Source organism: Acinetobacter gyllenbergii, assembly GCF_001682515.1.
GTDB classification, from domain to species: Bacteria; Pseudomonadota; Gammaproteobacteria; order Pseudomonadales; family Moraxellaceae; genus Acinetobacter; species Acinetobacter gyllenbergii.
In genome coordinates this window covers 739,637-758,016 of the sequence record NZ_KV575261.1, presented here as the reverse complement: position 1 = coordinate 758,016, position 18,380 = coordinate 739,637, and the positions used below count along the sequence as shown (strand labels likewise).

General features: G+C 40.3%; 18 protein-coding genes. 5 read left to right on the top strand and 13 right to left on the bottom strand.

What is annotated here, in order from left to right; genetic code table 11:
* Positions 1 to 358: 358 nt before the first annotated feature.
* Together NG55_RS03765 and NG55_RS03760 are read left to right on the top strand one after the other, a co-directional pair.
* Positions 359 to 1,345 carry a hypothetical protein gene (locus tag NG55_RS03765; protein WP_065342372.1) on the top strand — a complete coding sequence of 329 codons (987 nt, stop codon included), beginning with the start codon at positions 359 to 361 and terminating at the stop codon, positions 1,343 to 1,345.
* The gene (locus tag NG55_RS03760; protein ID WP_023270289.1) at positions 1,339 to 2,205 is read left to right on the top strand and encodes an arginase family protein; all 867 of its coding nucleotides are present in this window, start codon (positions 1,339 to 1,341) and stop codon (positions 2,203 to 2,205) included. Before NG55_RS03765 ends, NG55_RS03760 begins: the two co-directional genes overlap by 7 nt.
* Before the next feature lie 6 nt (positions 2,206 to 2,211).
* Here the strand turns inward: NG55_RS03760 and NG55_RS03755 are convergent, their stop codons facing one another.
* From NG55_RS03755 to NG55_RS03710, 10 genes are all read right to left on the bottom strand, one after another.
* Complete coding sequence (locus tag NG55_RS03755) at positions 2,212 to 2,841, bottom strand: LysE family translocator (protein ID WP_016540936.1); 630 nt, start codon at positions 2,839 to 2,841, stop codon at positions 2,212 to 2,214.
* A gap of 133 nt (positions 2,842 to 2,974) precedes the next feature.
* On the bottom strand, positions 2,975 to 3,670 hold the full coding sequence (locus NG55_RS03750; protein ID WP_004654491.1) for a methionine ABC transporter permease: 696 nt from the start codon (positions 3,668 to 3,670) through the stop codon (positions 2,975 to 2,977).
* On the bottom strand, positions 3,667 to 4,695 hold the full coding sequence (locus tag NG55_RS03745; RefSeq protein WP_016540937.1) for a methionine ABC transporter ATP-binding protein: 1,029 nt from the start codon (positions 4,693 to 4,695) through the stop codon (positions 3,667 to 3,669). Before NG55_RS03745 ends, NG55_RS03750 begins: the two co-directional genes overlap by 4 nt.
* A gap of 72 nt (positions 4,696 to 4,767) precedes the next feature.
* The gene (locus NG55_RS03740) at positions 4,768 to 5,643 is read right to left on the bottom strand and encodes a MetQ/NlpA family ABC transporter substrate-binding protein (RefSeq protein WP_016540938.1); all 876 of its coding nucleotides are present in this window, start codon (positions 5,641 to 5,643) and stop codon (positions 4,768 to 4,770) included.
* 611 nt (positions 5,644 to 6,254) lie between these two features.
* Positions 6,255 to 7,541: a phosphoribosylamine--glycine ligase gene (gene purD, locus NG55_RS03735; RefSeq protein WP_016540939.1), complete on the bottom strand. Its 1,287-nt coding sequence runs from the start codon at positions 7,539 to 7,541 to the stop codon at positions 6,255 to 6,257.
* A gap of 179 nt (positions 7,542 to 7,720) precedes the next feature.
* Positions 7,721 to 9,295, bottom strand: a complete 1,575-nt coding sequence (gene purH / locus NG55_RS03730; protein ID WP_016540940.1) for a bifunctional phosphoribosylaminoimidazolecarboxamide formyltransferase/IMP cyclohydrolase — start codon at positions 9,293 to 9,295, stop codon at positions 7,721 to 7,723.
* Between the two features lie 82 nt (positions 9,296 to 9,377).
* Positions 9,378 to 9,647 carry a DNA-binding transcriptional regulator Fis gene (gene fis / locus NG55_RS03725; protein ID WP_001086304.1) on the bottom strand — a complete coding sequence of 90 codons (270 nt, stop codon included), beginning with the start codon at positions 9,645 to 9,647 and terminating at the stop codon, positions 9,378 to 9,380.
* A 374-nt stretch (positions 9,648 to 10,021) separates the two neighbouring features.
* Positions 10,022 to 10,882, bottom strand: a complete 861-nt coding sequence (locus NG55_RS03720) for a DUF3426 domain-containing protein (protein WP_023270286.1) — start codon at positions 10,880 to 10,882, stop codon at positions 10,022 to 10,024.
* A gap of 14 nt (positions 10,883 to 10,896) precedes the next feature.
* On the bottom strand, positions 10,897 to 11,802 hold the full coding sequence (gene prmA, locus NG55_RS03715) for a 50S ribosomal protein L11 methyltransferase (protein ID WP_016540942.1): 906 nt from the start codon (positions 11,800 to 11,802) through the stop codon (positions 10,897 to 10,899).
* Between the two features lie 183 nt (positions 11,803 to 11,985).
* A complete protein-coding gene (locus NG55_RS03710; protein WP_016540943.1) occupies positions 11,986 to 12,378 on the bottom strand; it encodes a hypothetical protein in 393 nt (130 codons plus the stop codon).
* A 252-nt stretch (positions 12,379 to 12,630) separates the two neighbouring features.
* Here NG55_RS03710 and mnmG point away from each other — a divergent pair, with 252 nt between their 5' ends.
* From mnmG to NG55_RS03695, 3 genes are all read left to right on the top strand, one after another.
* Positions 12,631 to 14,511, top strand: a complete 1,881-nt coding sequence (mnmG, locus tag NG55_RS03705; protein WP_016164204.1) for a tRNA uridine-5-carboxymethylaminomethyl(34) synthesis enzyme MnmG — start codon at positions 12,631 to 12,633, stop codon at positions 14,509 to 14,511.
* Between the two features lie 110 nt (positions 14,512 to 14,621).
* Positions 14,622 to 14,954 (top strand): DMT family transporter, encoded by a 333-nt coding sequence (locus NG55_RS03700; RefSeq protein WP_065342371.1) that lies wholly within the window; start codon positions 14,622 to 14,624, stop codon positions 14,952 to 14,954.
* A 176-nt stretch (positions 14,955 to 15,130) separates the two neighbouring features.
* Positions 15,131 to 15,472 carry a DUF5713 family protein gene (locus NG55_RS03695; protein WP_065342370.1) on the top strand — a complete coding sequence of 114 codons (342 nt, stop codon included), beginning with the start codon at positions 15,131 to 15,133 and terminating at the stop codon, positions 15,470 to 15,472.
* A 74-nt stretch (positions 15,473 to 15,546) separates the two neighbouring features.
* Here the strand turns inward: NG55_RS03695 and NG55_RS03690 are convergent, their stop codons facing one another.
* From NG55_RS03690 to NG55_RS03680, 3 genes are all read right to left on the bottom strand, one after another.
* Positions 15,547 to 16,170, bottom strand: coding sequence for a sterol desaturase family protein (locus tag NG55_RS03690; protein ID WP_065342369.1), 624 nt, complete (start codon positions 16,168 to 16,170; stop codon positions 15,547 to 15,549).
* 96 nt (positions 16,171 to 16,266) lie between these two features.
* Positions 16,267 to 17,268 carry an AraC family transcriptional regulator gene (locus NG55_RS03685; protein ID WP_065342368.1) on the bottom strand — a complete coding sequence of 334 codons (1,002 nt, stop codon included), beginning with the start codon at positions 17,266 to 17,268 and terminating at the stop codon, positions 16,267 to 16,269.
* 121 nt (positions 17,269 to 17,389) lie between these two features.
* Entirely contained in the window at positions 17,390 to 18,277 is an 888-nt protein-coding gene (locus NG55_RS03680; protein WP_065342367.1) for a DUF4198 domain-containing protein, read from the bottom strand.
* Positions 18,278 to 18,380 lie beyond the last annotated feature (103 nt).

Below are 18,380 nucleotides of genomic sequence, written 5' to 3'. Positions count from 1 at the left end.
AAAGCTTTGTTTGATGTGGTTATGGCGAGCTAGGTACTCAGTTGAGTGCCTGTTTCTAGTGTAAATGTAAATGTGCTCCAGTGCAAAATCGATGTTGCTTAGATGGGGAGGTGAATGACTTTTTAGGGCATATTTTGACAGCTAAGTTCAGGCGATATTTTTATCGTTGACAAGTGCTGTATTTTCAATGAAGATGAGATAAAAGGTTTATAAGTTAATGATTTATATTCATCTTTAGTCGTATAAAAATACTTAATTAAAGCTAAATTAATAAATGCGAATGATTAGATTAAATAAGCAGTATAAGTGATTTGCGATAGATGGAAGTTGATAAATCAAAATAACAAGAGAGGGAATCATGTCTGAGATGGTCGACCATGAAGTGGTCGTTATTTTTAAAAAATATTTATCCCCGCTCTCTGCCAAACTTACAGAAATGTTGAATGAACATTTTAGCCATCAAACAGAGCGACGAGGTTGTGGTTATACCCAAGCGACACGTGTGATTGCTGAATTTGTTTCGCAAACACGCGATCCTATCGGCTTACAGGATTTTCGAATTTTTGAAGATTACGATACTAAAGCATTGAGGAATATTCTCAATCAAGCTTCCTCCTATGGACTGATGTTGGAGACATGGCGCAATCTGGATGTTAATACTGGGGTTCAACAGTGTTTGCAGCGCTTAAACCCAGAAGAGAGCTTTGCACAGAGCTTGCAACAAGAAGTCAATTTTCAAGCCAAACTCAGACATATTTATCAAAACGTCCAACTCGAAGAAAGCAAACTAATTTGCCAGTTGCTGAGTGATATTCTTTTACCACAGGATGCACAAGTGCTGGGCATGATTGATTGCCAGTCCTTAGAAGAAAAACCTAAAGTTGGTTCATGTCCGATGGCAGAGAAATTCTTCTTACGTATTGCGCATCATCGTTTATTACGGCAGGGGGAAATCAATATTTTTGTCGATGCACAGCAGCAACCGATCATGATGGAAAAACTGAATATGGGGGATAATCATTCCTGTATCAGTCTGGTGCCTTTAATGATGAATGGGGTGCGCTTACCTGCGGGTAGTTTGTTTTCAGCCAGTTATGACATCGAACAGCTGCCTAAGCATAAAAATAAGCAATATAAGGGCTATGTAATTCCAATTACAGCAATGAATGGTTTTTGGTTTTTACGCTTAACCACCTTGGCCGTGTCACCTGACAATCGTGCACGTGCCTTTGGCTATCATTTTAAACAACAGGTGGATAATGGGCTGTTTCGACCTGATAGCACCGAATTAAGTCAACTTGTGGAGATTGCCCAAGACCAAATTTTTGTAGGGCATCCATGCTAAAAGCCTGTTATTCGCCTCGCTATTATGCACAAACGCATACCAATAGTATGGAAAAACTCACTGCTGTCGCTGAGGTGTTACGGACTCAGCAGATGGTTGAACTGGTTGATCCTGGTAGCATTGATGTTGAACTGTTAAAGAAATTGCACAATCCACAGTATGTTGAAGCTTTTTTATCGGGACAGTCTGCGTTTGCGACCATACAAGGGTTTAAGCCTTGGAATGAACAGCTTCGCGATGCAATTCTGGCAGTACAGGCGGGGCAATTGGTGGGTGCGGAGATTGCATTTAAAGAGGGTATTGCTGCCAATATTGCCCAAGGCTTTCATCATGCCAGTTATGAATCTGGTGCGGCCTATTGCACGTTCAATGGCTTGGCCTTAGTGGCAAAGCAATATCCAGAAAAACGTATCTTTGTTTTGGATTGTGATCAGCATGGCGGTGATGGTACTGCGATTTTCACCAATCGCATGACTAACTTGCTGAACTTTGGGATTTTTGGGATTCGTTTTGGTTGCAAGGCCGGTGACCGTAGTTTGACGCGTTATATTCATCCAAAACAAGGCAATTTCGATTTATATCGTGAAGCGATTTTTGAGGCCTTTCAATATGCTTCAAGTTGGGAGGCGGATCTGATGATTTATCAGGCGGGGATGGACTGCCATCAACATGATAAATATGGCTCTAAATGGTTTACGACGGAGTTATTATTCGAACGTGATCGAATTGTCTTTGAGATGGCCAAGAAAATGAAAATTCCAATGCTGTTCGTTTTGGCGGGGGGGTATCAGGCACTGGATGATTTAGTGCCATTGCATGTAAATACCTTTAAGGCGGCGAATGAAGTTTACTTTGCATAAGTTGATTTAGTGTTGGCCCAAAACCAGAAATAGGCCCAAAGAAATAAAGATTAAACCACCCAATATAGACATAGTTTTTTGGATACTTTGGGATTTATTCATTTTTCTCATGACGAATTCAGCCAGAAAAACGCATACAAGATCTGCAGAAATAAAAATCGTATTAACGATTAAACCTAAAAGGATGAATTGTAGCCAGACTGGTGATTCTGAAGCGCTATTGATAAATTGAGGTAAAAATGCGAGATAAAAAATCGCAGTTTTAGGATTTAATACTTCGACCAAGATACTTTCTTTGAGTGTTTTTCCTGCGATTTCTTCTTGAGCAGTGTTTAGCGTGTTGGATGTTGGAGTGTCTTTGATGAGTTTAATACCTAACCAGATTAACCAACATGCACCAAGGACTTTAATGACAGTGTATAAAACTGGAAATAAGTGAAATAGCGTCGTGAGCCCAACTGCGGCGGCTATGATATGGGCACATCCTCCTATAAAAAGTCCTAAAGTTGCCATGAAACCAGATTTTTGCCCTTTTGCTAAAGCTTGTGCGGCGGTATATAGCATTGCTGGACCAGGAATATAAGCAAAGATAAATGTAGTAATTAAAAAGGTGGTGAGTATTTCAAGCGATGCCATATTGTGCTCTTGCTGGATTTTTTACTATTATTTTAATAGAGCATTATTTTATATCATTTGGTCAGTTTTTGAGAAAAATAAAAGGAATATATTGGGTTTTCAATATATTCCTTAATCAAGTATAGAATGAAAATTAGCGTAATTTAGCTAACCAATCACCAAGCATTTGGACCATTTGGACCAACAGTAATAACACGATGACGGTTAAAATCACCACACTGGTGTCGAAACGTTGGTAACCATAAGAAATCGCCAAGTCACCAATACCACCAGCACCAACAGCACCTGCCATCGCTGTTGCACCAATGAGCGAGATCGTACCTGTGGTTAAATTCAGAATCAAAGAGCTACGTGCTTCAGGAATAATAAACTTAAAGATAATTTGCCAAGGTGAAGCACCCATTGCCTGAGCGGATTCAACAATGCCTTCATTCACTTCAAGTAATGAAGTCTCAATTAAGCGACCTAGATATGGGCCGACATAAATGGTTAAAGGTACAATCGCTGCCCATGTCCCAATTGATGTTCCAACTAACATTTTGGTCAGTGGAATCACCGCAATCAGTAAGATAATGAAGGGTAGGGAACGCAGTGCATTGACAATTGGGTTGAGGAAATAATAAATCGCACGATTTTGTAAGATGCCACCAGTTCGGGTAACCACTAAGGTAATGCCTTGGATTAAGCCCCAAATACAGCCAAACAGCAAAGAGAAGAACACCATTTGAAAGGTTTCTTGCAGCGCTGTAACAAACTGGTCAATTGAAAGCGAGCTATGCCAAAACGGAGCAGTGACTTGAGTCAGCCATTGTACAATTAAATCTCTCATTGGCTAACCACTCCAGACTGTTCAACTTTCACACCTTGAAGCTCAAGGAACTTTACCGTTTCTTGGATCATAAGCGGGTCGCCCAGCAGTTGAATAAACATTTGTCCAATCACCGTACCGTTAATTTCGGTCATGTTGGCAAATAGGATATTTAAACTGATATCAAACTGCTTAATCGCGGCCTGAATCACGGTTTCTTGTGCCGATGTACCCAAAAACTGCAGGCTATAAATACTATTGTGGTGCTTGTGTTCAAGATTATTCAGAATATTGATCGGCAACTGCTGTTGCAATACGGTTTGAATAAATGTTTTGGTGGTAGGATGTTGTGGTTGACTAAAAATATCTAAAGTCGGACCCGTTTCAATCACATGACCAGCTTCCATCACTGCGACATAATCACATACGGATTCAATCACATCCATTTCATGCGTTACCATCACAATGGTGATATTTTGTTCTTTGTTAATCTTTTTTAATAAAGCCAAAACCGATTTGGTGGTTTGTGGATCAAGTGCTGAGGTGGCTTCATCGCAAAGTAAGATCTTGGGATGATTTGCCAACGCGCGTGCAATTCCGACGCGTTGTTTTTGCCCACCAGAAAGTTCATCAGGGTAGGCATCTTTTTTGTGTTTAAGATCAATAAAATCTAAGAGTTCAACCAGACGCTTTTCACGTTCAGCTTTGCTATGACCTAATAGCTTAAGTGGCATTTCAATATTTTCAGACACTGTTTTGGTTTGAAGTAAATTGAAGTGCTGAAAGATCATGCCGATATTTGCACGTTCTTGACGAAGTGTCCGTGCATCCATTGCGGTAAAGTCTTTTTGATGAATGATCACTTGTCCCTGAGTCGGACGCTCAAGCAAATTAATCAAACGGATAAGCGTACTTTTACCTGCACCACTATAGCCGATAATGCCAAAGATACTACCGTCTGGGATCTCTAGATTGATCTGATCCAACGCATTGATCGTTTGACCTTTCAACTGATAGTGTTTCGAAATGTTTTTAAATTGGATCATGTTCGTCAGTACTATGGCAGAAAAGAAAAAACAGGCAAAATCACTTTGCCTGTTTTATTTGAGGGTATTATATTACGAATTTGCTTCGGTGAGATAGCTTGTTGGTTTGTTTACGTCAACTTTAGTACCCGCAAAGTGTTCTTGAACATATTTCTTCACAGCTTCAGTATGGTAAAGCGCGCCAACTTTTTGCAACACAGGATCATCTTTACGAGATTCAGCAGTTGCCAATACGTTTACGTTTAATTTGGTGCTTTGATCAACTGGCTCATAGAAAATCGCATCTTTGAGCACGTTTAAACCGCCTTCCATCGCAAGCGTATTACCTAATAAAATCGCATCAACTTCGTCTTTAACACGAACTGCTGTTGCCATTTGAATCGGCTTGATTACGATTTTCTTGCTGTTTTCGATAATGTCAGCAGGTGTACCTTTCACTGGATCGAAGTCAGCTTTTAACTTGATCAAGCCAGCACTTTGTAAAAGTAATAATGCACGAGATTCGTTTGCGCCATCATTTGGAATGGCAATGGTTGCACCTTCAGCAAACTCTTCAACCTTTTTCACTTTACTTGAGTAGATCCCCATTGGCTCTAAATAAGTCGTTGAAACAGGCGCAATCTTGTCTTTGTTTGCAGCATTAAAGGCAACAAGGTAAGCATAAGATTGGAATGCATTTAAATCGACTTCTTTGTTTGCAGCAGCAGTATTCATTGCCACATAATCTGTGAAGTTTTTAATGTCGAGTTTAAGACCAGCAGCTTTAGTTTCAGGTAAAGTTGCGATATAACGCCAGATGTCAGCGTCTGAACCCGTAGAAGCGATTACAACAGTTTGTAATGCAGCAGCATCACCTTTTTGTTCGGTCGATGCGGTATCTGGTTGTTTACTGCATGCGGCAAGTAATAACACCGATACACTTAAAAAAAGACTAATCAGCTTTTTCATGTATAAATCCTAATCGGAATAATGTCGAGAAAATCAGCATTTCTCTAGCATTAATGATTGCAATAGGTTTGTATGTTGTAAATTGGCATCGGCCTCAAACAATCATGTCAATTATTCTTGAAGTTTGAACTAGAGTCCTTTCCACAACACTAGAAAAATGAATGAATATTCATGTGCCCATTCTGTATCTCAGAAATGAAAAAAATGAATAACACACCCTATTTTCTAATCAAATTTGGATTTAGCTGCAATTTGTTTTGTTAGGTTAAATATTCTAATCATTTGAAAATCATGAAAAAGAATATGGAGTTAACATAAAAACAACATCTAAAATTGGGGCAATCATATCAATAATTGAGTATGGGTTATAGAGGGGAGAATTGTACCATTGCGTATAAGAGACTGATTATTTGAAGAAAATTATGTGCTAAGTAAATATAAATGGATGATAGTTTTATAAATTTTCTAAAATACTTAAAAAGATGGATCAATTAAATAACAAATATATATTTTTCTGAAGTTTATATTTAAATAATGAATATAGAAGTTGATTTTATGCTGTTTCAGGAATAAAAAAGCCTTCCGAAGAAGGCTTTTTGGCTTGAAGTGGCTTATTCAGCTTTTTCACGTGCAATGGCACGGTAACCGATGTCACTACGGTATTGCATACCTGTAAAGGTGACTTGACCACATACTTCTAATGCATTGATTTGTGCTTCAAGTACGGTATCACCCAGTGCTGTTACACACAGTACACGACCACCAGCAGTAATCACATGACCATCTGCGCTCATTGCAGTACCTGCATGGAAAATCTTGGTGTCTTCTGGAGATTGACCAAGACCTGAAATCACATCGCCTTTGCGAACCGTTTCAGGATAACCGCCAGCGGCAAGTACGATACCAATTGATTTACGCTCATCCCATTCAGCTTCGCTTGGTAAATGACCTGCAATACCAGCTTCAACTAATTCAACCAAAGACGATTTTAAACGCATCATAATCGGTTGGGTTTCTGGGTCACCAAAACGACAGTTGAATTCGATCACACGCGGTTGACCTTGTTCATCAATCATTAAGCCAGCATATAAGAAGCCAGTATAAACATGACCATCTGCTGCCATACCATCAACGGTAGGGCGCATCACTTCATTCATGACCCGTTCAAAGACTTCTGCGGTTACGACTGGAGCAGGAGAGTAAGCCCCCATACCGCCAGTATTGGGACCTTCATCGCCTTCAAAAATACGTTTGTGATCTTGTGAGGTGGCCATCGGCAAGATGTTGTTGCCATCAATCATGCAAATAAAGCTGGCTTCTTCACCCGCAAGAAACTGCTCAATCACAACACGTGAGCCTGCTTCACCAAACTTATTACCTGCAAGCATATCGTCAATCGCAGCAAAAGCTTCTTCGTTGGTCATTGCCACGATCACGCCTTTACCAGCAGCTAGGCCATCAGCCTTAATTACGATCGGTGCACCATTTTGTTCAACGTAGGCTTTAGCCGCATCAACTTCAGTAAATACGTCATAAAAAGCGGTAGGAATGTTATGACGTTTTAAGAAGTGCTTGGCAAATGCCTTTGAGCCTTCAAGCTGTGCAGCGTACTGGGTTGGTCCCCAGATTTTTAAGCCAGCTTCACGTGCTGCATCCACCACACCATTCACTAATGGTGCTTCTGGACCAACAATCACCAAAGCAACATCATTTGCCTTCGCAAATTCAATAATCGCTGGATTGTTTAAAATATCGAGTTCAACATTGATACATTTGTCTTCAGTTGCAGTGCCGGCATTACCTGGTGCAACAAATACTTGAGTGACTTTTGCATCTTGTGCGATTTTCCATGCAAGTGCATGTTCACGGCCACCGCTACCCAAAACTAAAATATTCATTATTAAGTTATTTCCCTTTTTCAGTATCTAAGAATATACCTGTTCAGAATAAAAAAGTCCCTCTGAATCTCCCCCAAACCCCTCTTTGAGAAAGAGGGGAGCAAGCTTATTCGAGTGAAAAAGTAAGTCCCCCTTTTTTAAAGGGGGATTTAGGGGGATTGCGTTGAGACTCAGATCATTTAGTGACGGAAATGACGCATACCTGTGAACACCATGGCAATGCCAGCTTCATCCGCAGCTGCAATGGTTTCTTCGTCGCGCATTGAGCCGCCTGGTTGGATAATACATTTAATGCCAGCTTTAGCTGCATTATCAATACCATCACGGAACGGGAAGAATGCATCAGATGCCATGACAGCACCTTCAACCACGAGGCCTGCATGTTCCGCTTTAATCGCAGCAATACGTGCCGAGTTAACGCGACTCATTTGACCAGCGCCTACACCAATGGTTTGACGGTTTTTGGCATAAACAATCGCATTCGATTTCACATATTTTGCCACTTTCCAAGCAAAGATTAGGTCATCAATTTCTTGTTCAGTTGGTGCACGCTTGGTCACAACTTTAAGATCATCTTTGGTGATCATGCCCAAGTCTTGGTCTTGAACCAATAAACCGCCATTTACACGTTTATAGTCAAGTTGTGCTGTACGTGCATCAATCGCAGGAAGTTCTCCACACACCAGCACACGGACATTCTTTTTCGCGCCAGTAATTTCAAGTACGCCATCCGCAATGCTTGGAGCGATAATCACTTCAACAAATTGACGATCTACAATCGCTTGTGCAGTTGCAGCATCTAATTCGCGGTTAAATGCAATGATGCCACCGAATGCTGATTCAGGGTCGGTTGCATAAGCAAGATCATAGGCTGCCTTGATACCATCTAATGAAACCGCAACACCGCAAGGGTTTGCATGTTTAACGATCACACAAGCAGGTTTTGCAAATGATTTCACACATTCAAGTGCGGCATCAGTATCTGCAATATTGTTATAAGAAAGCTCTTTACCTTGTAATTGCTTCGCAGTTGAAACAGATGCTTCTTTGGCATTGGCTTCTACATAGAAAGCTGCGTTTTGATGCGGGTTTTCACCATAACGTAAATCTTGTGCTTTATTTAGCTGTGTATTGAAGGTACGCGGGAACACATCTGCTTCGCCTTCTGCTTTACCTACACGTGCACCTAGGTAAGAGGCGATCATGCCATCGTATTGTGCTGTATGCTCAAACGCTTTTACCGCCAAGTCAAAACGTGTTTCATAAGACAAGCCACCATTGGCTTTTAATTCAGCAATAACTGAATCATAGTCAGAAGCATTTACGATAATACCGACTGAAGCATGATTTTTTGCTGCGGCACGGACCATGGTCGGGCCACCGATGTCGATATTCTCAATTGCATCTGCAAGAGAACAGTTTGGTTTTGCGACAGTTGCTGCAAATGGATACAGGTTCACAATCACTAGATCAATCGGATCGATATTGTGTTCTTGCATCACCGCTTCGTCCAGACCACGACGCGCTAAGATGCCTCCATGAATTTTAGGATGCAGTGTTTTTACACGACCATCCATCATTTCAGGAAAACCTGTATGTTCAGAAACTTCTACTACGGCGATATTGTTGTCTTTAAGCAACTTATATGTACCGCCCGTAGATAAAATTTCTACCCCTAGAGCTGCAAGATTTTGAGCAAATTCAACGATTCCAGTTTTATCGGAAACAGAGATTAAAGCACGTTTGATAGTCATGATTTTAGTCAACAGTTTGAAGTCTACAGATTGAAAATAAAAGGCAAAAAAAATGCCCACGAGAACGTGAGCATTTTATCAATTATTCACTCATTAAACCGTGAGCTTTTAACTTTTTGCGTAAAGTTCCGCGGTTAAGGCCTAAAATCTCAGCGGCACGTGTTTGATTGCCGCGAGTATATTCTAAGACCACAGATAAAAGAGGTTTCTCCATTTCTGCTAAAACCATGTCATAAACTTGAGATGGTTGCTCACCTTGCAATTGTGCAAAATAATGACGAACTGCGCGATCTACATGGATGCGAAGAGCGACATCAGATTGAGCCGTAAAAATAGGAGATTTGCTATTCATGCGTTTTAATCCGAAAAATCAAAATATCACTTGGGTAAAGTAATATAAATGTGGTCTAAATTACTGAGCCCTGTTTTAGATCCTAAAACAGTGACTCTAAAACAAAAGGACTATTAGCTTGCCACAAATCCTCGAATTGTGTAAAAAATAAGCGTAACAATAGTTAAATATTTGTTACCGCCTACTTTTAAAAACAAAAAAACCAACAATGCGCTTATGGGATAGAAGCACAGTTCGTTTAACGATTTTATTGTCTGTAAATTACGAGGAGTAAGTAGGTCAAAGCATTCGTGGCGCGTATCATACCACTGTCAGCGAAAAAGTGAGCAAATTAACTGCACTTTTTTTTGTTTTTTTGTCACTTTTTTGATCTTTTAGGGCTGTACAAATTCTAAACTATAGTCATTGAAGCTATTTTTGCTTTTCGGAAGGCTAAATTCAAAGCGAAATGGACTGTTTGATGGAATGCGTTGAATCGTTTTTAAACTGTCAACCAAATAGTCTTGTGGTTTGAGTAGTACATTAAAAACAGCTTCATCATTTTGTTTGAGCACGACTTTAATAGAAGGGAGTACTACACTATTCTCGTGATGATTTAAAAGTACGCCCGAAAAAACAGTTGCGTCTTTTTCGCCACGCTTAATTTTTACTTTTTCAAAGCTGAGATATTTGTATTGCTCATTGCTGGTTTGGCACGAGAAAATACCACAGGCATAATTAAACATCTGGTTTAGTGCAGGGCTTTCGTGCATGAGTTTTGGGTTGAACCACAAAATCTGAAAAGCAAAAACTAAAATCAAAGCAATATTGCCAACACCCCATAAGGTGTAATACATCCACCCATGCTGCTTCTCATTATTCTCATGGTCAATCAGTAAAGTATCTTCTGAAAGATTTAAATTGGGGAGGGCGGTAACAGGCTCGGTATTGAAATAATTGAGGTTGTTGAGGTAGGTCAATAAATCAATATTTGAGTTTTCAATTTTCTGATCAAAGATGCTCAAAATCTGCATTTGCTTTTCTGCAAAGGAGCTGTCAGGTTGAATTGAAGAAAAAAGTGAGCGATTGACAGGTGTCGGAATCGCTTCACTGTCTATTTCTAATAAGTTGGTTAATGCATTAAAGTTAATGACGCATTTTGGACAACAAACCATACCCTGTGCAACACTGAGTTGTGAAAGGGTCACTTTGTACACAGTTGAACATTTAGGGCAGCGGGTTTGTTTTTCACTCATAAGTAACAATGTTCTCAAATTGTTGTTTTACGTTTTCCTGAAATGCGACACCAGTTCTCTTCACGCTTTTCGATCTCTAATATATCAAAAAACTGTGAGTAAACACTAGAAACATCAGCAACTTGCTCTTCGATTACACCAGCAAGTGCGAACTCGCCCTCATTTTTTATTAAAGTTGAGAATTCAGGCGCAAGTGCCATTAAAGGTGCCGCTAAAATATTGGCGACAAGGACATCTGCTTGTTGTGGTTTAAATTCTTGATCAAACTCTTCGGGTAATCCTACAGAAAGACGATCCAGTACACCATTTAATTCTGCATTTTGTTTAGTCGCAAGTACCGCTTGTGGGTCAATATCAGTCGCATAGACTTTTTTAGCACCCAATAGTAAAGCCGCAACACCTAAGATGCCTGAACCACAACCATAATCGATGACAACTTTGTCTTTTACATCGGTTTTACCTAACCACTGCAGGCACAAGAAAGTGCTGGCATGGTTGCCAGTACCGAAAGCCAGACCTGGATCTAGCTTGATATTGGTTGCATCCGCTTCAGGGGGTTCTAACCATTCTGGTACGATCCAGTATTTTTCACCAATTTGAATTGGTTCGTAATAATCCATCCACGCGCGTTCCCAAACTTGGTTTTCCAGATATTCATGGCGCATAGGTACATCAGGAAGTTGGCCTTTTAAGAAAGCTTCTAAAGTATCGACATCAATTGGGTCATCTTCTTCTTGTTGGTAAATCCCCGTGACGATAACTTTATTCCAAAGCGGGGTTTCTCCAGGTAATGGCTCAAGCAAAGCTTGGTCTTCAGCATCATCTAAAGTCACGCTCACCGCGCCTAATGACAGGAGTAATGTTTCGGTCAGTTCGACTTGGTTTTGATCAACAGTAATATGAATTTGTAGCCAGTTCACAGGAAAACCTAAATAAATGTATTTGTGCTTATTGTAATAGATTCATGCTTGTTAAAGGGATTATAAAGTAGACAGATTACAATTTTAAGATGAAATATTTTGTCCTAATGCAATCTATTATATTGTTTTTATATAAAAGAAGGCCAAATTTGGCCTTCTTTTATATCATTTGTTTATTCTGCATTAAGGTGCAGTTTGTTCGACATCAGGCGCTACTGGCGGTGTAGGAGCCATAGGAGGCGCTTCCATAGGCGCAGTACTATTGTCTACAGGTGCGCTACTGACTGGACGAGGTGCCGATTGTGTTTCAGAAAGGCGACTTTGGGTCTCGACGGTCGCATTAGATGCTGGTGTTGGTGGTTGGAATGCTAACTTACCCGCTTCATTTGGCTCACATGAACCATTGAAAACAACGCCTTTAAATGCAAATGAAACTGGATCACCTTGTTTTTTGCCTTTACAGACCTGTTGATATTTTTTGGCCTGTTGGTCTTGGCTAGCTTTGGTATCTGCATGCGCAGCTACGCTAAAACATAGGCTACAAATAAGAGATGAAAATAAAAGCTTTGAGTTCATATCATTGTCCTAAAGTATTTTTTATACACTTTTTAGAATAAGAAACTGGGCAGATAAAACAGTGGTGTTCAAGTTAATAGTGATGAATCGCTGTGTGCCGTCTAAGAGAAAAATGCAACATAAGGTTTCTTTTTGTATGTTCTGTAGCCAGAACAGGGAGTTGCAATCCTCAACTATCTTGACGGTTTTTGGCAATTTAATGCAAAACTCCTGTATAATGCTCTGTCATTTTTTGAATACACATTTACCACTATGCACTATCCTAAAGTTTACGACGTTATCGTAATTGGCGGCGGTCACGCTGGTACGGAAGCAGCGCTTGCTGCGGCACGTATGGGAAGACAAACATTATTGTTAACGCATAACATTGAAACTTTGGGGCAGATGAGCTGTAACCCAGCAATTGGTGGTATTGGTAAATCACATCTTGTTCGCGAGATCGATGCACTTGGTGGTGCAATGGCACTTGCTGCGGATAAAGGTGGTATTCAATTCCGTATTTTAAACTCTCGTAAAGGTGCGGCTGTCCGTGCAACACGTGCGCAAGCGGACCGTGTACGTTATAAAGCAGCGATTCGCGATACTTTAGAAAATCAGGCGAATCTGGATATTTTCCAGCAAGCTGCAGACGACTTAATTGTTGAAGGCGATACTGTTAAAGGTGTTGTGACCCAAATGGGTATCCGTTTTGATACCAAAACAGTGGTATTGACGACAGGGACTTTCTTGGGAGGCGTGATTCACGTTGGTCTACAGAACTCAAGTGGTGGCCGTGCGGGTGATCCTCCATCAATTGCTTTAGCGCATCGTTTGCGTGAGCTGAAATTACCTGTTGGGCGTTTAAAGACGGGAACTCCACCACGTATTGATGCCCGCACCGTCGATTTTTCTGTCATGACACCACAGCCGGGTGATTTCCCATCTCCAGTGATGTCATTTATGGGGGATGCTTCTATGCATCCTGAACAAGTGAATTGCTATATCACGCATACCAGCGAAAAAACCCATGAGATTATTCGTGGTGGTCTAGATCGTTCACCAATGTATACCGGTGTGATTGAGGGTGTTGGTCCACGTTATTGCCCATCAATTGAAGATAAAATTCATCGTTTTGCTGATAAAGATTCACATCAAGTGTTCTTGGAACCAGAAGGCTTAGATACCCATGAGCTTTATCCAAACGGAATTTCAACTTCTCTACCATTTGACGTGCAGTTCAATTTGGTTCGTTCAATCCGTGGTATGGAAAATGCACATATTCTACGTCCAGGTTATGCGATTGAATATGACTATTTCAATCCACAAGCATTAAAATTCACACTTGAAACCAAAGCGATTCAAAATCTGTACTTTGCTGGTCAAATCAACGGGACTACCGGTTATGAGGAAGCGGGTGCACAAGGGTTGCTTGCGGGTTTAAACGCGGCACGTCGTGCCTGGGAACAAGAAGAATGGACACCAAAACGTGATCAAGCTTATATGGGGGTATTGGTTGACGATTTGATTACATTGGGTACCAAAGAGCCGTACCGTATGTTCACTTCGCGTGCGGAATACCGTTTGATGTTGCGTGAAGACAATGCCGATCAACGTTTAACTTCTATTGGCCGTGAACTTGGTCTAGTTGATGATGAACGTTGGGCTGCATATAGCGAAAAAATGGAAGCGGTTGAGCGTGAAACGTCTCGTTTACAGCATTTATGGGCGGCGCCAAATAACCCAATGGGTAAAAAATTCGTCGAAATGACCGGTGCTGATCTGAGTAAAGAGTGTAGTGCCATCGATTTGCTGAAACGTCCAAATATCAATTTTAGCCAAATTGCTGAATTAACAGGTTCAGAAGTGTCTGAGCATGTGGGTGAGCAGATTGAAATCGCGGTGAAATACCAAGGTTATATTAATCGTCAACATGAAGATGTGGCTCAATTAAAACGTCTTGAAGAAACTAGAATCCCTGCTGATTTTGAATATGAGGGTATTTCAGGTTTATCACGTGAGATCACATTAAAGTTAAACACTGTTCGCCCTGAAACCTTAGCACAAGCAAGCCGTATCCCAGGTGTAACACCAGCTGCGGTACAGTTATTGATGATCACGATCCGTAAAAATAATATGGCGAAAAAGTCGGCATAATTGCCGCCTTCGTCTGTGGCCGTTAATGTTAAAAACACCCTTTATAAAAGGGTGTTTTTTTCTGCTATACAAATTCTGTTAGGTTGTGTTTGATTGAGGGAGATGAGTAAATGAACAACTGGATTATTTTATTCATTGCCATTGCTGCAGAAGTGATTGCGACATCAGCCTTAAAAAGTAGTGAGGGTTTTACTAAACCTGTAGCGTCTATCGTGGTTGTGGTGGGTTACGTAATTGCATTTTATTGCTTGTCTTTGACCTTGAAAACTATTCCTGTTGGAATTGCGTATGCGATTTGGTCTGGTGTTGGAATCGTGTTGATTACCACAGTCGCATGGTTTGTTTTTGATCAAAAACTGGATGTCTGGGGAATTGTTGGCATTGTTTTGATTATGAGTGGGGTGTTGATCCTAAACTTATTATCTAAAACAAGTTCGCATTAAACCCTAATTTATATGCAATTTTAATTTTCTTTACTCAATTTTCCTCAGCCAGAATCTTAAATCTTTTTTGAATAAGAGGAGGCTGAAGTTATTAAATTATCTTACCTTAATGGTTGAGTTATTATAAAAATATATGTTAATTTTATTAAATAATATTAAGAAGAGGATCAAAATAAATGCAGCTTAGTAATCAGAAAATGGCGAACTATTCTTTTTTGGTGGATATGTATGCCGATTCATATTTTCCAAATGACTTGGTCAAGAAAGGTGAGCAAATCCTAATTTCACTATGTCAGCAGATCGAACAAACTCAACCGAAGACATTAGCCGAGTTATATAAACTAACGCATGCTGCCACTGAGCAATTTAATGAATTACAAGAAGAGTTTTGGGAGCAGGAGAGTGAAATAGAAACGGCTGCCAGAGAAGCTATTGGCCAAGACTTTGATGTTATTGCTGCTGCTTATGGCTTTGAGAATGCTGATAAAGAGGAAATTATCGCAACTCGAGATTGGTAGTAATTTAATACAGTAAGAGAGAAACCGAGTGATTGAGATACTCGGTTTCTTGTCTGATCTGCACGCTAGGCTAGCTATAAGCTAATCTCAATCCCTTGTTTTAAATTTTGCTGATCAAATTGCGTATTGGCATCAATTTGAGCATACGCTTTTGGCAACAAGCGACGTGCTACATGATTTACTTTTTTTTCTAACCACTTTGGCATGTTGATTGCCAATGGATTGGTTTCAGTCTCAGATACATTGGTCATCACTCGCGTTCCCATGATGTAATCAAACCAAGGCTTGGTCACACACCAGTTCGCATTCTGATTGCTGGTCATATGGTGATCGTAGTGCCAAGGAATGCGTTTTTTAGCGAACTCTGGATCGAGGTGTGATTTGGCATGCACCTTCCAATAATTCCAAATGCCATAGTAAAGCCCTGCAGTAAAGAAGGGTGCAACTGGTAGAAAAATGGTGGATGCAGCCGCTAGGCTGATGAGTGCCGATTTTTCATTGTACATTTCAGAATTTTTAAACATCGACTCAGCATAACCTTCATCATGAAAGCCATTTAAGCGAGCGCGTTTATGGTGAGCAATATGGGTAAAGAATGGACTGTTTCTATTCTTGCTTGGAAATTCATGTAACCAGACTTTGTGAAAGTACCATTCCATACCATTAGCAACAAAAACACCTACTGGAAAACCGATCATGTTGGATTACCTCGTCTAACATAGATCGGATTTTAGAAAAGAATGGCTTAAAACTTTTGACTTATCTGGCAGCTTTTATCAGCCTATTAAATCAATTTAAACTTGTTTACGTTGACGATATGCCGTTGGTGTTTCCCCAGTCCATCGTTTAAATGCTCTTGAAAAAGCGGAGGGTTCAGAAAAACCGGTAAGATAAACAATCTGGTCAATACTTTCTTCAGTTTGGGAAAGCAGTCGCCGTGCCAGACGTTCACGATAATGAGCAATGATTTTTTCATAGCTGGTATTTAACAGTTGTAAATCAGCTCTTAAGCTACGCGCACTACGTCCTAAATGCTCAGCAATGATGTTCTGATCAAATTCGCCAGATTCTAATAAACCACTGGCCAAGATTTTTTCGATTTCGTTTATAAGCTGGTGTTTGTTCAGTAGCTCAAGCTGTGAGGCAGCATGATGTTCATGTACTTTTAACAGTTCAGGTTCGTGTGCAGCAGAGGGTATTGTTAATTGTGTCTCATCAAAGCAAATGTAGCCATTACTTTGACCGAGTCTAACTGGACATCCCCATATTTTTTGATATTTTTCTTGATGCGCGCCATTTAGATAAGGCAGACCAATTTCAGTTGGTCTAAAAGTTCCATCACTGATGTATTTAAAGAAATTGAGTAAAATCCCAATCGCACATTCCAGATAATGTCTTATTGGATGATTGAGACCTGAAATATAAACAGTATTGTCTTCATTAATTCTGAGTTTAAAAGACATAGCATCGGTGAGTAAGGCCTGATATCGAATGGTTCGTTTGAGACCTTCTCCAAATGTTGGGCTACTGAGAAAAAGATATTCAATCACTTGTCCGCGAAATGGTGGCACATTCGCACCAATATGTAAGCCAATATCAGCATCTTGGCTGATTTCTTCAGCAGCTTGCCAAAAGCGCTGCTGAGTTGCGTTATCACGCCGTACAAATTTATCAGGTGGTTGATCGGGCAGATGAACACTGGCAAAGATAGCGGCAGCATCGAGATCCATCTTTTGCATGGTTTGGTAAACCATCCATAGAAAGATGCCTGCATCAGAGGTTTTTCTTGAAGTCATAAAACAGGGCAAAGAGGTGTTTTAAAATAATATACGCTGTTCTTTTTAAGATAGGAATGGATTGAGTTAATTCTAAGGGGCGAAGGTACTTATGCTGTGATAAGTACCTTATTGAATCTGTTTATTCGGTGACTTCAACCGTTACGCTATAGGTATAAGATTGTGTAATAGGCTGTTTGCTGCTGTCGCTATTGGCTTCAGGATAACTCGTGGTGATCAGATAAATCCCTGCTTCACTGAATTTTACTTCAACCTCACCTTTGGCATTGGTTTTTACATGGGGCTGATCACGCTTCGCATTCGGTTGATAGCTGCTGGCACCTTTAAAGACATCAACTTCTAGATTTGGAACAGGCTTACCATCCATGAGCACTTGTGCTTTAAAAGATTCACCTGCAAACAACTCATTTGGATGAGTGAGGAACTTAAATTCAAAGCCTTTGTTGCTCACGCTAGGTACAGCGCTTGGTTTGCCTTTGGTGACAAAACTTTCAGCGATATAGGTGTTGATGGTTTGAGCAGTTTTTGCATTAGCAGGAATTTGGTCTTCAGCAATAAAACGGGGTGGTTGATTTGCTGGTGCTTGAGGTGCTTTTTGTTCTGCATTATTGCCTTGTGGCGGCATCGGGTTTGCATTGGCAGGGCGTTGTGGGCGAACACGTAACCAACGGCCATCAATCAATGCATATTTGGTTGGGTTGCCGGTCGCATTTAGCGTGCGAAGTCGATAAGTGCCATCTGTACTTAAATTAGCTTCAGCAATATTGAATTTCTTTAATTCGGCTGCTGCTTTGATGGTTTCCGTTTTACCTTCGGGAGTGGTGAGTTGATAATCTGTTTTAAAGTTACGACTTGCGACAAAAAATTTTTCAATGGTGATTCCGCTTTGGAAGCTCACGTTATCCGCTTTACTGTCGAATACTTCTGGCAATAAAAAAGGGCTTGCTGTATGGGCAAAGCTGAGGGTTGGTAGCGCAGAAAATAGAGCAATAGTAAGCAGATGACGCATGAAGAATTCCTTAAAAGAGAAATAAACAAAAATGCAAAAGAATTGCTACAATCTACTTGATAACGAGTATCAGTTGCAATATTATTTCGATAAATTTTTAATC